The organism is Candidatus Aegiribacteria sp., assembly GCA_021108435.1.
Lineage (GTDB): Bacteria > Fermentibacterota > Fermentibacteria > Fermentibacterales > JCC-6 > Aegiribacteria.
Window position 1 is genome coordinate 1 of record JAIOQY010000178.1, and the last position, 15,786, is coordinate 15,786.

At 47.3% G+C, this 15,786-nt stretch carries 9 protein-coding genes and 1 tRNA gene; 6 read left to right on the top strand and 4 right to left on the bottom strand.

What is annotated here, in order from left to right:
• Positions 1-226: 226 nt before the first annotated feature.
• Positions 227-1,381, top strand: coding sequence for an integron integrase (locus tag K8R76_10285; GenBank protein MCD4848566.1), 1,155 nt, complete (start codon positions 227-229; stop codon positions 1,379-1,381).
• 1 nt (position 1,382) lies between these two features.
• Here K8R76_10285 and K8R76_10290 read toward each other — a convergent pair.
• A tRNA-Sec gene (locus K8R76_10290) sits at positions 1,383-1,479 on the bottom strand.
• Positions 1,480-1,574: 95 nt separating this feature from the next.
• Positions 1,575-4,127, bottom strand: a complete 2,553-nt coding sequence (glgP, locus tag K8R76_10295) for an alpha-glucan family phosphorylase (GenBank protein MCD4848567.1) — start codon at positions 4,125-4,127, stop codon at positions 1,575-1,577.
• A gap of 110 nt (positions 4,128-4,237) precedes the next feature.
• Between glgP and K8R76_10300 the strand changes: the two genes are divergently transcribed.
• The 4 genes from K8R76_10300 to K8R76_10315 all read left to right on the top strand — a co-directional run bounded on the left by K8R76_10300 (position 4,238) and on the right by K8R76_10315 (position 12,971).
• The gene (locus K8R76_10300) at positions 4,238-6,283 is read left to right on the top strand and encodes a hypothetical protein (protein MCD4848568.1); all 2,046 of its coding nucleotides are present in this window, start codon (positions 4,238-4,240) and stop codon (positions 6,281-6,283) included.
• 75 nt (positions 6,284-6,358) lie between these two features.
• A complete protein-coding gene (locus tag K8R76_10305; protein ID MCD4848569.1) occupies positions 6,359-8,788 on the top strand; it encodes a VIT and VWA domain-containing protein in 2,430 nt (809 codons plus the stop codon).
• A gap of 497 nt (positions 8,789-9,285) precedes the next feature.
• Positions 9,286-9,708, top strand: coding sequence for a hypothetical protein (locus K8R76_10310; GenBank protein ID MCD4848570.1), 423 nt, complete (start codon positions 9,286-9,288; stop codon positions 9,706-9,708).
• Positions 9,709-9,947: 239 nt separating this feature from the next.
• Positions 9,948-12,971 (top strand): tetratricopeptide repeat protein, encoded by a 3,024-nt coding sequence (locus K8R76_10315; GenBank protein MCD4848571.1) that lies wholly within the window; start codon positions 9,948-9,950, stop codon positions 12,969-12,971.
• Between the two features lie 114 nt (positions 12,972-13,085).
• On the opposite strand, the gene K8R76_10320 is transcribed toward K8R76_10315, so the two are convergent.
• Together K8R76_10320 and K8R76_10325 are read right to left on the bottom strand one after the other, a co-directional pair.
• Positions 13,086-14,831, bottom strand: a complete 1,746-nt coding sequence (locus K8R76_10320; protein MCD4848572.1) for a S8 family peptidase — start codon at positions 14,829-14,831, stop codon at positions 13,086-13,088.
• A gap of 258 nt (positions 14,832-15,089) precedes the next feature.
• On the bottom strand, positions 15,090-15,467 hold the full coding sequence (locus tag K8R76_10325; protein MCD4848573.1) for an N-acetyltransferase: 378 nt from the start codon (positions 15,465-15,467) through the stop codon (positions 15,090-15,092).
• Between the two features lie 153 nt (positions 15,468-15,620).
• On the opposite strand from K8R76_10325, the gene K8R76_10330 reads away from it, so the two are divergent.
• On the top strand, positions 15,621-15,786 hold a 166-nt coding region (locus K8R76_10330; GenBank protein MCD4848574.1), incomplete at its 3' end, for a hypothetical protein.

The following is a 15,786-nucleotide window of genomic DNA, read 5'->3' on the forward strand; positions in this document are numbered from 1 at the left end:
AACAATGATTGAACAGCAGCTGTTCAATTCTTCTTCTGGTTTAACAGTTTGAGAATACAGTGCAGGATACTGGGAGTCAAGGCGGTTATCTTGACATAATGTAGTAAACAAATGTATACTAACACTGCAAAACCCGGTGTTGAACAGCTGCCGTTAAAGTAAGGAGTGAGTTTAAATGCAAAGTCGACTAGAAGAGTTCGAGCAATATCTTAGAGAATTAAAACTTATGAATGAGACACACTTACCATATATGTTCTGGTGGGTTAAACACTACCTGTTTATGCAGCGACCGGATGCTGCTGAGTACTCGCAGATACTTGAAGAAGAAGGTAAGGAGGATTGGCAGATCAGGCAGGCTCTTGATGCTGTTAAGCTGTATCATCAATTCTCCGGAGAGATAATTCCACATGAGATCAATGGATTGGCGGATAATCCCGTTGAGGACTTGGTGAATAAGCTACAAGTGAGACACTACTCTAGTAGTACAGTGAAAATTTATTCGCACTGGTGCTCACGTTATCTTGACTTCTGCTCTTCGAGAGAACTGAAATCGGAGGAAGACGCATCCTTCGTAGCTTATCTATCATATCTCGCGTTGAAGAAGAGGGTAGCATCTTCCACTCAGAATCAAGCTTTTAACGCCATTCTATTCATGTTCAGAAATGTATGGGAAAGAGAACCAGAAGGAATCAACGCTGTTAGAGCCAGAAAGCCCAAAAGGCTTCCTGTAGTGCTGACACTTGATGAGGTTGCTGCAATTCTCATTAATACTTCAGGTGTATCGGGCCTGGTAATCCGTCTGATCTATTCAAGCGGGCTTCGATTGAAGGAGTCCTTGAACCTGAGGGTACAGGATCTTAATTTTGAGAGCGGATCTGTGATGGTTCGAAGCGGTAAGGGCGACAAGGACAGAATGACCATACTGAGCAAAGAATTGGTTCCCGACCTGAGAGAACATCTTGGCGCAGTACGAAACAGTTTCTCCGGGACTGATGTGCCTGCGTCCCTGCCCAATGCTTTGGAAAGAAAATACCCAAATGCAGGATTTGAATGGAAATGGCAATATTTCTTTCCCGCAAACAGACCATCTATCAACCCGGATACAGGTGATTGCCTGCGGCACCACCTTCATCCCAGCACAGTACAGAGGGAAATGAGGAATGCAGTAGGACAATCAGGAGTGAATAAGCATGCAACTGTTCATACACTTCGGCATTCCTTTGCGACCCATTTGCTCATGGCTGGAGTGGATCTTTGCGAGATACAGGAATTATTAGGACATAGAAGTCTCGAGACCACCAGGATTTATCTGCATGTAATGAAGGGAATGAAGCAATCAGTGAAAAGCCCTCTTGATCTGCTGATGGAAAGGATTATGTGATTGGCGGGAACGTGTGGGAATCGAACCCACCCAGGATGGTTTTAGCACCCAACACCGGATTTGAAGTCCGGGAGAGACACCAGTCCCCTTCCGCTCCCGCGGGTGTTTTTACGGGCAATCAAACAACTGGCAATATTCCAGGTCGTTGTCAAGTGCCAGGATTTCTGGAATGCAAGTACATTCTCAGATTACTTTATTCCCACCAGCATACAAGACCGGGTTCAATGATCCGACCGAATTTCGGGTTGCACGGCAGTATTCTTGCGGTGAAACCCTGATTGCCGGAATGATTGCACACGAATGATCCGGTGAAAATGAAATAACCATCTTGCTCTCGGTCAAATTTAAGGAGAATCATGTTTCTTTCGGTCAACCAGCCATCAGGCTCGACCTTGCCATGATGAATTTCAACCTGCAGATCTTCGGGCAGAAGATCCGGAGCATGAACTGTAACTATTACAGGGAGAGGATCACCGACTGCACAGGTGCCGTTATCTATGTCGCATTCTACCTGTTTAATCTGAATTGCACCCCATGCTTTCCTGACCTTTTCCATCCATTCAGCCAGATCCCTTGCGCCGGAGTAGTCATTATCTGTAAGTTTTTTTGAGCGTACGTATGCTGGAACGTAAGATGTATTTGTGTATTCCGTCAGCATTCTGTTACTGCTGAAAAAGGGACAGACTTTCTTCATTGATTCTTTCATTATTCTGATCCAGTTTACGGGGATGTCATTTCTGTCCCGATCATAGAAGATTGGCGCAATCTGGTTTTCGATTATGTTGTAAAGAGCTTTTGCCTCCAGTCTGTCCTGAAGGTCAGGATCATCGTATTCCTCACCTTCACCTATCGACCAGCCCATTCCCGGTTCGTAGGCTTCTGCCCACCATCCGTCGGGAACACTGCACTGAATTACACCGTTAAAACAGGCTTTCATTCCGCTTGTCCCGCTGGCCTCCATGGGGAGTCTTGGAGTATTCAGCCACACGTCTACTCCCTGAACCATCTGTCTTGCCACATCGATGCTGTAGTCCTCGAGATAGATGATCTTGCCGTAGAAATCCTCCTTCATGCAGAGGTGGACTAATTCCCTGATCAGTTCTTTGCCTTCATCATCATGCGGGTGAGCTTTGCCTGCAAAGATGAACTGCACAGGCTTCTCAGGATCGTTGACGATTTGATTCAGGCGTTCCTCATCCCGGAGAAGCAGAGTTGCCCGTTTGTATGATGCGAATCTCCTTGCGAATCCGATTGTCAGAATCTCAGGATCAAGGACAGGGATATCTTCAAGATGTGGTTTGAGAAGTCCCATCCGTTTGATCTGGTTTTCCCATCTGTTCCTTGACCATGAGACGAGCCGTTCCCTCATTCTGGTATGCGCCGGCCACAGCTCGGAATCTGGAACCTTATCAATTTTCTTCCATGCCGCGCTGTCTGTTTTATTACTTGACCATCTCGGGCCGACATATCTGCTCAAGAGCTTAACCATCTCATCCGATACCCATGATTCAGGATGAATACCGTTCGTTACATGTGCTATAGGAGTGTCTGCTTCAGGAAGAGACGGCCAGACATCCTTCCATATCTCTCTTGAAATTCTGCCATGTAACTCGCTTACTCCGTTTCGGAAATCGCAGAATCGAAGACCGAAAACCGTCATGGAGAAATTGGGGTTATCGTCATGATGGCCGAATTGTAGAAATTCGTCGTTGGTCAGCCCCATTTCCTTTATCATTGGATGGAGATATTTGATTACCAGATCAGCGGGAAACTCTTCGTTCCCGGCCGGAACAGGCGTGTGCGTGGTAAAGATATTACCAGCGGAGACTATTTCTCTGGCTTCGGGAAACGATAGATTCTCCTTCATGAGCTTTCTTATCAGTTCTAGTATCAGAAATGCAGAATGCCCTTCATTTATATGTCTTACCGCTGGAGTCAGATTCATTTCATCCAGAGCTCTCAGGCCGCCAATCCCCAGAACTATTTCCTGCTGAATCCTCCTTTTCCTGTCACCGCCGTAGAGTTGTCCGGTTATTCCGCGGTCATCTTTTCTATTCTCCGGAAGATTCGTATCCAGCAGAAACAGATCAGCTCTGCCTACTTTTATTTTCCAGACAGCTGCCTTTACTATTCTGTTTCCCATCGGTACATCCACAGAAACCTGGCTGCCGTCATTCCCGAAAACCGGCTCTACAGGCATGTTGGAGTAATCGTTAACGAAATAGCGCTCCTGCTGCCATCCGTCGCTGTTCAGGTACTGGCTGAAATAACCATGCCTGTATAGCAGTGAGACCCCAACCATGGGGAGTCCAAGTTCACTGCCACTTTTGATGGTGTCTCCAGCGAGAACACCAAGGCCGCCCGAATAAATCGGAATACTCTCATGCAGACCAAATTCGGCTGAGAAAGTAGCGACAAGAAAATTGTCGTCGATAGCCCTATTCTGTTTCTTCAGAGTATTGAACCATGTACTTCTCTCAAGATAGTTCGTAAGACGTTCAGTAGTCTTTTCCAGGTGCGAAAGGTATACACTATCCTGTGCAAGTTCTTTGAGTCTTTCCTGGCTGACATGCCCAAGAAGACGCACCGGATTGTGATATACTTTTTCCCACAGGTCTGAATCTATCCATCGGAAGAGTTCGATAGCCTGTGAATTCCATGTCCACCATGTGTTGTAAGCTATCTGTTTGAGAGCGGCCAGCTGTTCCGGTATTTTTGGAACCACCCTGAAAGTTCTTGTTTTCAATATATACACCTTCCACGAAACCTGTTATCCTGATTGCTGCTCAATCGGGAACCATTTCCAGAGTATTGTAATATATTCAGAGTACATGTCATGTAACGAAGGGACTGAATTTGAGATATATTCTGCCGGTTCTGTTATTGCTGTTCAGGGGTCTTCCGGTCATCGCAGGTTCGATTACCCATGCGTTTGAGTTCGATCCAGCTCTTGTAACCATTAAGATTGAAAATGAATGGAATATCGTAGAATTCCCCGGCATGGAGCTTCGCGGAGAGCCCGGCTCGCCCCTGCTTCCTGTATTCCCGGCAGTGTTTTTATTGCCTGGCGGAGCAGAGAATATTTCTTTTCAAGTATCAGCAGTAAGTGAATCCTCAATCAGTCGTCCAGGTATCAGGATAGTACCCGCAATTGAACCGAGGCCATTCAGCGGGATCTCAGATCCATCTATCAGGCTTCCTCAACCGCAGATATACACATCTAATTCGATCTGGCCCACAGACCCTATCCTCTGGACTCATACCGGAACACTATCCGGATTCAGGATAGCTTCATGTCTTCTGCAGCCATGGGAATATCTGCCGGCAGACGGTCAACTCTCTCTCTTGTCGGAAATCGAAGTGACCGTTTTCTGGGATGAGGGAATTCAAACGCAGCTGTCCATTGAGCAGAACGAAGTCGCCCGGAGGAGAATTCACGCTCTGATCGATAACACTGATATGATTCCTGTTTACGAACCTTTATCAAAAGCCTCCGGAGATGCTGAATATTTGATAGTGTGTGATAGTTCCTATATTGATATATTGCAACCACTTGCGGATCTCCAGGAGAGACACGGACGTACAGTCGAGATAGCCTTTGTTCAAGAAATCATCGAAAATTTCAGCGGTCGCGATGACGCAGAGAAACTCCGCAACTTCATAAGAGACAGATTCCTGGAGCATGGTACTGTATTCGTGCTTCTTGCCGGTGATGAGACTCTTGTTCCAGTGAGAATGGTGGAGCTTTTATGTGAAGGGGTACCTCCAGATATCGCTCCGGTTGATATGTATTATGCTGACCTCGATGGTACATGGGATGGCAACGGTGACGGCAAATACGGGCAGCCGGACGACGACCTTGATCTTTACGCGGATGTTCTTCTTGGAAGAGCTCTATTCTCCACCGTGAGGGAAGCCGCGATATTTGTTCAGAAGAACATCACTTACCAGACCAGCACTACACCGGAAGACTGGCCTTCCAGAGCCGTACTTTGCGGAGCGGTACTCTTTGAGGATATCGGATACACAGCTGCAAAAGGTTGTGATTCAATTGCAGTCACAATGCCTGCATCATGGGAGATAACAAAAGCTTACGAGATATTGTACGGCGATGGAATCGATACGCATATTCCAATTATCAGCAGTGGCACCGGCTGGAACCACTACGCCGGACATGGCAACGATAGAGGTATCTTTTGGAGTTCAGCGCCACTGGGCATGATGACAAACTGGATTGCTACGGACAGTCTTCATAATGGTAATAAAACAGGAATTCATACCAGTATAGCATGTCATCCCGCGGAGTATATCGGCCTGGAGTGTTGCGCAGAAGCCCTTCTGAAAGCTCCGGACGGCGGCGGAGTGGCGGTGATGTTTAATACCAGCTACGGATGGGAAGGATTCTGGCCATCCCTTGGAGCAAGTGAATGGATGTGCATCGATCTGGCCAGGCAGGTTTTCTGGGAGCACTCTCCCAGTATCGGGCTTGCATTCTCCATAGCGAAGGATCTGCGGATCCCAAACATGCACGGTGGATATGATAGAACATTCCAGAGCCTTCTTTCCTGGAGTGCCTTCATGGATCCGGCTCTGATCGTAAGACAGTCTCACGGTAATCCTCCAGAACCTCCCGTTCCGTTCACTGTTTCCCCGCCATATCCCAATCCTGCCGAGAGGGACGCACCCATCGCATTTTACGTTGATTACTCTGCCGGTTCTGCAGAAGTGTCAGTTCATGACCTTGCCGGTCGGATGATCTGGGAGACTGAAATTCACTCTCCACAGAGAGTATCCTGGGAAGGAACCGATCAGGAAGGCAGAAGAGTTCCCGCCGGGGTCTACATCATCTCCGTACGTAAAGGGGATTATATCAGAAATCGGTTAACTACCGTTCTTAATTAACCATGATGGAATAGCCTGCCGACCTTCCATGTATCAGAACCGGAAACAGCAAACTTTAACATGGAGGTCTAAAGAATGAAACACTTGATAATCACAGTACTGATCCTTGCTGTGGCAACTACTTTCTCCCAGGAAGATTCAAGGGATGAATCGACCGCAGGCAGAATGCAGGTTGTTGGAGAAGAAGGCGTTATAGGCGAACTTCCACTGGAACACACCCAGGTGGAAATCACAATAAGTGGAAATCTCCAGCGGGCAACCGTCCGCCAGATATATGGAAACCCGTATGAAGAGCCTATAGAAGCTGTCTACACATTCCCTCTCCCTCAGAGCGGTGCGGTTGACAGAATGAACATGTGGATAGGTGACAGATTCATCGAGGGAAAAATCCACGAGAGGGATCTTGCGCGAGAGATTTATGAGCAGGCGATTGCATCCGGTCAGACCGCAAGTCTGCTCGAACAGGAACGTCCGAACATCTTTACACAGAGTGTCGGGAATATCCTGCCAGGTGACAGTATTGTAATTGAGATCAGTTATGTAGCGCCTGTAGAGTACGATGATGGTGAATATGAGATTGTATTCCCGATGGTTGTGGGGCCGAGATTTGTGCCGCCGGGCGGTTTTGTACGAAGAATATTCGACATATATACAGTTTCAACTTCTGTAGAAGACGCTGACAGGATTACTCCTCCTATCGTACCGGAAGGGTCCAGAACCGGGTATGACATAGAACTTTCCGTTACCATCAATCCTGGTGTCGAGATACAGGATTTCGAGTCGCTGAATCATGAAGTGGATGTCGATCTGAACTGGAGAGTCGGAAATGTCACAATTTCACTAAAAGATGATGATGTTATTCCAAACAGGGATTTCGTGCTCAGGTACACAACGGCATCTGATAAAATACAGACCGGATTAATCTCTCATAATGGTGAACTGGGCGGTCACTTCATGCTTATTCTTCAGCCCGACGCTGATATTGATATCGATGAGATAACTCCAAAGGAGATGTTCTTTGTAGTTGACTGCTCCGGCTCCATGGGCGGTCAGCCAATGGATGTCGCCAAGGAGACGGTAAGACAGTTTGTCCAGGGAATGAATCCGGACGATACATTCCAGATTATGAGATTCAGCGAGACAGCAAGCAGCATGTCCAGGAGTCCGCTGGCCAATACCGAAAACAACATCGAAAAGGGTGTACGGTTCATCAACAATATGAGCGGATGCGGCGGAACGATGATGATTGAAGGAGTCAGAGCAGCAATCGGTTATCCTGAAGATCCTGACAGAATGCGATTTGTCGTTTTCCTTACCGATGGTTTCATTGGCAACGAAGCGGAGATTCTAGGTGAACTGCAAAGCACTCTTGGAGAGAACACCAGACTCTTCAGCGTTGGAGTAGGCTCAAGTCCTAACAGATATCTCATCGAAGGTCTGGCAGAAGAAGGACGCGGGCACGCGTATTACGTTGGATTGAATGAAGATCCCACAGAAGCGGTAAGCGCGATCTATGAGAAAATCAATGATCCCTACCTCGTGGGAATCAGTATTGACTGGGGCGACCTTAATGTACACGATGTATATCCTTCCCTGATTCCTGATCTGTACGCAGGAGAACCTCTCGTAATAGTAGGACAGTACGATGGTTCCGGAAGCGAAACAATTCACCTTTCCGGTACAGTCGCCGGCAGACGCTGGAACAGAGATGTTCGGGTTGTACTTCCGTCGCATGAGGAAGACAATGATGTCATCGCTACTCTCTGGGCCAGGAAGAAGATACACGACCTCAACCGACAGATGTACAATACATATGGTTATATCGATCAGAATCAGGACATCATAGAAGAGATAACCGACACGGCTCTTGACTATCAGATAATGAGTGAATACACCTCATTCGTTGCTGTATGCGAAGAGATAAGAACCGATCCTGATGGTTCTCCGGTAACGGTCCAGGTTCCAGTGAATATGCCTGAAGGCGTTTCGTATGAAGGTGTATTCGGCACTACAGGTGGCGAGACAATGCATTACTCCATGAACAGGTCTGTCTCAGGAACCATGCAGGCACCAGCTGCTCTAGGCGCGGGAGGTTACGTATCCTGCGACGCATGTGAGGAAATCACTGACGGCGATTACTACTACGAGTACGAAGAAACCCCATGGTTCGGCAGTGTCAGCCTTGTATCAGCTTCTCCCACACTGGGATTGCTTCCATCGGTGGTGCGTTCTGCTGTCAGGGAGCTCCTTGCGGAACTGACAGAAGTATACCAGAGCTATCTTGACGAAATTGATGATGCTGACGAATGGCCTTCGGGTGTGGTCACATTCAGTATAGAGGTTGACGGCAATGGAAATATCACCGCTGTTTCAGTGATTGGAAGCGGTCTTGAACGTGATGTCGATGATAACCTGTGCGAAGTTCTTGAAGAACTGAATATCCCGGTTCCGCCTGATGGAGCCGGTTCAATACAGGTTCAGCTAAGCTTTCAGAAGACTTATTAGTCTCAGCTGACTTAGAAGGAGGGGGCTGGAGAAATCCCGCCCCTTCCTGCTTAATAATGTCAGGCTCTATCTATCTGGGCAGTGATCCTCTCTGAAACCGAATTCTGATCGTTCGAAGCTCTCAGGAAGTAGATACCGTTAACGAGATCCAGACAATTGCTGAATCCGGTTTCTCATGATTTCCTTTCTAACACGAACAGGGCTTTATCCAGCCCGGCGGAGCGGAAAGGGCGGTGAATTCATGGCTGTTAAATACATGGAATAAAGGGAGTATTTCCACCACAGGGTCGAGCTTGATGAATCAATTGAAGAGGATAAACAGCAATTCTGTAAGTTATATTCAGTAACGCAGATAGGATAAAACTGCTGCGGTATTGAATGGAAGGATTCTGATGTTGCCGACATGTACCGCTACTCCCATTGCATAAACCGGTGAGAGTAGCAATATTCACCTGGTATAAGATGTATTGATATAAACTGCTTTCTGGAGGTGGCAATTGAGTCTTTTTATTATTTTCATGATTCTGTTCGGTTATGTTTCAGATGATTTTGAATTCACAGTCATCATTGAACATAATACCTTCAGAGTCCCGGGTGTGTTCCTTGGTTTTGAGATTGGTGATTATTTCAGTCCTGTCGTAAGGGATGAACACGGAGCAATACGATCCTTCTTGTCGACAGACTGTCTGATGGATTATTTCCTGTCAGATCATAAGGATGAAAGCATCATTCTGGAGATTGAAGATGCTGATTTATACATCCATCATCTTGGTGACACTGTTCGGATAGAGCGAGTCACTGGAATCTCTATTGATGGTTTGACATACACTCACTGGAGGGACTCACTGGATGCTGCAGGGGAACTGGAGTTGCTGCAGTACTTCTATTCACCCCACCTTTGTCAGTACAACCAGGAATAGATCCTTCGGGTAGAAGAGGTTGATCTGGTAAGCGCGGAATTGTCGCAGGACCGGGCTGCATTATCAGTCTGTAATGGGTGTCTGTATATGCTTCACTGCAACCATCGGTTATGCATTTGTTATCATAATCGGAGAATGGCAATCACAGAGTTTTGATATAACCGATCATGGGGTAACAAATGACATTGGATTTCAGATCAAGCCTCCAAAAGACACTTGATCAGCAGAGGGGAATCCGAGTGCCAGCAAGTAGTGAGCAGTTCAAATTAAAACCAGGAGAACGGAGGGATATCGCCGTTCTGTACCTTGATCTGGACGGTTTCACGGCTCTGTCAGAGAAGCTGGATCATGAAGAGGTCCATGAAATCGCCAAGAGTATAATGGATGCTCTGGTTGATGTGACTGAGGAATATGAAGGATATGTAGATAAGATCGAAGGGGACAGGATCATGGTTCTCTTCGGGGCCAGAAAAGCCGGAGAAAATGACAGTATCAGAGCCATTTCCTGCGGTTTCAGAATGCTGGATGCAATACGAACAGCCAACAGTATCCTCACGGAAACAGGGATTCCCATCACAGCCAGCATCGGTATTAACAGCGGTCCTGTGACGGTTGCCCCCGATGCGATAGGCCACTTAACGGCAATGGGCAAAACCGTGAATCTCGCTTCCCGCATGGAGGAAGCCGCAGGGGTAAACAGTATTCTGGTTCCGGATAATGTGCAGGATAAATGCGGTGATATGATCTGCTGGGAGGATATGGGAAGTATATCCATCAAGGGTATCAGATATCCTGTTCATGTATGGCGTCCCATGGGTCCCGGAACTCAACTTAAAGCCCGGTGGGACCGCATAAAGAAGATCAGTACTTCCAGCTTCGTGGGCAGATCCGATGAGATGTCCATCCTGAACAATAAGCTTGCTCTCCAAGAATCTGGAGAAACAGGAACGAACCGCTTAGGCGGGGTGAAACACTTAGTACTTGGCATCAAGAGTGAGGCAGGCATGGGAAAATCACGCCTTGTCCATGAATTCATCCGGTGGCAATGTGACAACAGGAACGATATCCTTATTCTGAAAAGTCAAACCCTTCCCTACGCGCAACCTGCATACTGGCTCTGGACATCTCTTCTCAGGGATCTCCTGGAGTTAGAGCATGGGAATAAACTGGATTATTCTGGTTTCAAGGAGCTGCTCATCCCCTTTTCCGATGAGGATCTGATGAATTCAGCACCCTTCCTTGCGGAACTGTTGTCAATTAAATCAGGTGACAGAAGGCTGGTTGAACTGGATAGCAGTGCGATAGCTCTTGAGACAGGATTGGCTTTCCGCAACCTGCTTAAGGCGCTGTCAAGGAAGAAGCGTTTACTGATTGTTCTCGATGATCTCCACTGGATAGACAATACCTGCAGAAGAGTGTTTGAGTTCATAATCGCCAACTGCGATAGTGAAAACCCGATACTTTTCCTACTTCTGTACAGACCTGAACGTAAACACGGGGTAGCGGTGGAGTTCGATATTTCAAACAATTATGCGGAACTTGAAGAAATATTCCTACCGGAACTGTGTGAAAGGGACTGTCAAGAACTGATCGGGAAATTTCTCTCTGGAATAAGTGATATCGATAACGGCAGTATATCATCCGAAGTTGAAAGGTTCCTCTTCAAGCATGCGGAAGGCAATCCATACTTTCTGGAGGAACTTATCGTTGATCTTGCTGAGTCGGACATACTGTGTGAGAACCGCGAAGGGTGGAATTTCAGCAGTACAGTAAACGATATTTGCAAACCTTCTTCCCTGTCAGGGCTGCTTCAATCCCGACTGGATCGTCTTCCCGCAGAATGGAAAAGTACTCTTCAGAAGTCCTCGGTGCTTGGAGTTGAATTCAGTCAAAAGCTTTACAGCAGGTTGATCGAGGAGCTTTCGCTTGAGGAAAGCTCCCGAAGTGTTTTCAACGATCTAGAACGCAGGCGATTCATCATCAGTACAGGTACTGCTTCAGAACAGAAATATATGTTCCGGAATATCCTTATTCACGATACCGCATACAACAGTATTCTTGAGAGCAATAGAAAGCTGCTTCACCGGATTGCGGCCAAGCTGATCGAGGAGATGTATTCCGAAGAAGAATACGAGACAGCTGCTATGCTGACCTATCATTGGAAGAGGGCTGAAATCAGGAGTAAGGCCATTCGATGGGGCATCAGAAATCTCAATCATACCGTTATGAACTATCAGCACGACACTGCCCTTAGACTGTCCGAAAAACTTGAATTATGGCTGAGTGAGGATCCGGAGGGGCTTGAACGAAGCGAGCAGTTTCTTGAGGTGTTCTTCCTGAGGAACAGGACTCTTGAACTCCTTGGGAGAAGAAAGGAGCAGGAGCAACTGCTGGTCAGAATGCAGAATATCGCAGAAGATAATGAGCTCAAGGAATGGACAGGCAAGATACTGTCCGCACTGGGAAATGTATTCAGGATTACAGGTCGCCTGGAAGAAGCCCTGGGCTGCTATCGAAGAGCAATTGATCTGCACAGGAAGACCGGTGATCGGAAGAATGAAGGCATAGCACTGGGAAATATGGGCATATTGACTCGAATCCAGGGCAATCTGCAGGAATCCGGTGAATACTTCCAGGAAGCTCTTGAAATAAACAGGGAAGTTGGAGATCGCAGAATAGAAGGGGTTGTGCTGGGAAACCTGGGTAACCTCTACCTGGATCAGGATAGGATCAATGAAGCCATTGAGTATTACGAGAAGGCGCTGAAGATATACAGAGAAGTCGGGGACCGCAGAAGCGAGGGGATCGCACTGGGCAACCTTGGTAATCCCTTCAGAGACCAGGAACGGATTGAGGAAGCCCTGGAGCACTACCAGAGGGCATTGAAACTGCACCGGGAAATCGGGAACCGCAGGAGTGAGGGGATTACCCTTGGGAACCTGGGTATTCTGCATTTTCAGCAGGGTCAGCTTGAGAAAGCATTTGAGTGTTATCGTAAGGCTCTTGAAATACATCGGGAAATAGGAAATCGCAGATTGGAAGCTATTACTCTTGACTCCCTTGGAATGCTGTACATGAAGAAAGACCGCAGAGAGGAAACTCTGGAATGTTACAGAAAAGCCCTCCTGGTAATTGAAGAGCTGAAACTGTCAGCGAAGGAATTCGACAATTATACTGAGCTTTATCGATATCTTCTTTCCTCCGATCATTCGAAGGAGGGAGTAAGGTGGCCCTCCCATTGGGAAATGCCTGTAAATCAATAGCTCGACCAACAGTAGTCCATATATAGGACGAGTGGTCTTCAGTCGTAGTTACATTCAGTGAAGAAGAGGCGGGAGAAATCCCGCCCCTTCCTGCTTAATAGTGACAGGTTCTATCTATCTGAGAAGTGTGAACCTTTCTGAAACCGAACCCTGATTGCTCGAAGCTCTCAGGAAGTAGATGCCGTTACCGATGTTCCCGGGAACGCTCCAGGTGAAACTGTGATTTCCCTGAGAGACGGAACCGTTCTGAATAATGGCAACTTTTCTGCCTGTGATATCGAAAACAGAGATATCCATATCAGCGGATACTCCTGTATATAGATCGAACATCAAAGATCCAAACGAAGGGTTTGATCCGGCTACGGACAGGATGAGTCCTGATTCGGGAGTCGAACCGGTTGATCCATCAACACCAACATTGAGCGCGGCCAGAACCGCTTCGTATATTTGTACTCTGCCTGCGCCGAAAACATTGTCCTTGCCCGTATCACCAAGATCGAGAGCCGTAACTTCAAGAACTGAGTCGACCTGCGCGGGTGACAGAGCAGGATTGGCTTCAAGAACAAGAGCCATGCAGCCAGCGAGATGTGGTGTTGCCATGGATGTACCGCTCATGGTTGTATATCCGGTATTGTTTGTGTTACTGCAACTTGTGATATCGACTCCTGGACCTGAGATATCAGGATCGATTAATCCGATATACGGTGATACATCAGAATAGTCGAACCAGGGTGATTCATACATCCAGGTTGAGTAACCGCGACTGGAGAAACTCGCGATGTTGTCATTACTGTCGGTCGCGCCTACAGTAACAACCGCGCTGAGCCCGCCGATTGTTGTCTGGTCGGGATGAAGCCAGGGTGGAGGCACATCGCCCGGTGTGCGGATGTCACCCGGTGTTCCGGGATTTCCGGCTTCATTTCCAGCTGCTATTGAATGGCAGATACCTGCTGCGAGAACATTGTTCTCAGTTTCGCGCCAGGTAAAACGGTCTGGATTCTGACTCTGAGGCCATCCGAGAGAAGTGGAAATAACATCTGCTCCGTAGTCGATACTGAACTGGAAGGCGTCCCAGACGTCCTGCTCATCTGAAAAAGTAACACCGACTCTCAGAGCCATAATAGTTGCTGAGGGAGCTACACCGCAGGTCGTGCCGGCGTTTCCATTACTTGCGACGCTGCCGGCGCAATGAGTTCCATGTCCGTAAGTGTCCATGGGATCACCATCGTTATCATCGAAGTCCCATCCGTAGTGATATCCGGCAGGTGTATCGTGCCACATTTGATTATGCAGATCAACATGGTTGTAGTTTACTCCGGTATCGACAACACTGACAACGATTCCGCTGCCATAGTATCCCATGGCCCAGACGTCGGGAGCACCGATCTTATCGACTCCCCATGCATTTGCCTTTGGAGCGCGTTCCTGAGTGTATTCATCCACAGGTTCAATGAGTATATCGCTTCTCCGCATGAAACGGATGTAGAGGATATCGTCCCTATCTGAAATCTCAGCGATTGCTTCGGGTGTCATTGATAAAGCGATAGCATTGACGATCCAGAAGGGATGAACATCCTCAACGCTTCCGGTTGGAAGAGATGCGATCTGTTCAAGGATTCCCGCCTGAGAACTCGCTGCCCTGTCTTTCATGACCTCGGCTGCGAATTCGCGCGTTTGAGCACGATCCATTCCCCGGGTCGCGTTCATTACGTATTCTACGTCAACCATTCCAATGGGTTTGATAAGCACCCTGATCAAGTTTCCAGCGTCTGTTTCCTCCATCATTTCACTTAGTTCGGGGGTGATGGTTCCAGTGAAAGCCATTGCTGTAAACAGCATAAGAAACGCTATTGCCTTCATTGTGCTCCTTCCGTTAATAGTCTATATGATTCTGTATTCTCTGCAATATTTCATTCTGCAGTGCATAACCATTTTCCCGGAAATTAGTTTCCAGGAATTGTAGTCCGTATAAATATCAATAAGGATACCGCGTTAAGATACTTCAGGTGTAACCAATAAAGATACTACACAAGTTAAGTATACTATAGAACATATTTCCATGCTACTCAACAGGGCAGATACTTCTGAAACAGCCTTTACCGAAGCCTGCGGATATGGTTACTCTTCCAGATACCTCAGTATTCTCGCGGGATTTCCAGCTACAACTGCTCCCGGAGGAACATCTTTTGTAACGACTGCTCCGCCGCCTATAATCGCGTTTTTCCCTATTCGGACAGGAAGAATGGTCGAATTTGAGCCAATACTGACACCGTCTTCTATAATTGTTCCCTTCCAGTCTGCAGGATCCGGCTGTGGAGGATAAATATCGTTAATGAACATGACTCCATGCGCGATGAAGCAGTCGCTACCGATCTGAACCATTTCACATACAAAGCTGTGACTCTGTACCCTCGTTCTGTCGCCAATCGTGACGCCCTTCTGTATTTCGGTGAAACATCCGACCATGCAATCCCTGCCTATGGTGCATCCATACATGTTCACGAAATTCCAGATCTTCGTGCCCTCGCCGATGTTGCAGTTGTTAACAATCTGAAGATTGTTCGGTTTGAAATCCAATTTGTTCTCCTTCCCTTTGGAAACATCTCAATCCCCAATCATATTAGCATTTCCGGCGGAGGAGAAGATTTGATTAAGAACATTCGGAATTTCTGCATAATTGCACATATCGATCATGGCAAGTCAACTCTTGCCGACAGATTGCTGCAGGCTACAGGTACTGTCTCGAATCGGGAATTCCACGATCTCATGCTCGATACGATGGATATCGAGAGGGAGCGTGGTATTACGATCAAGA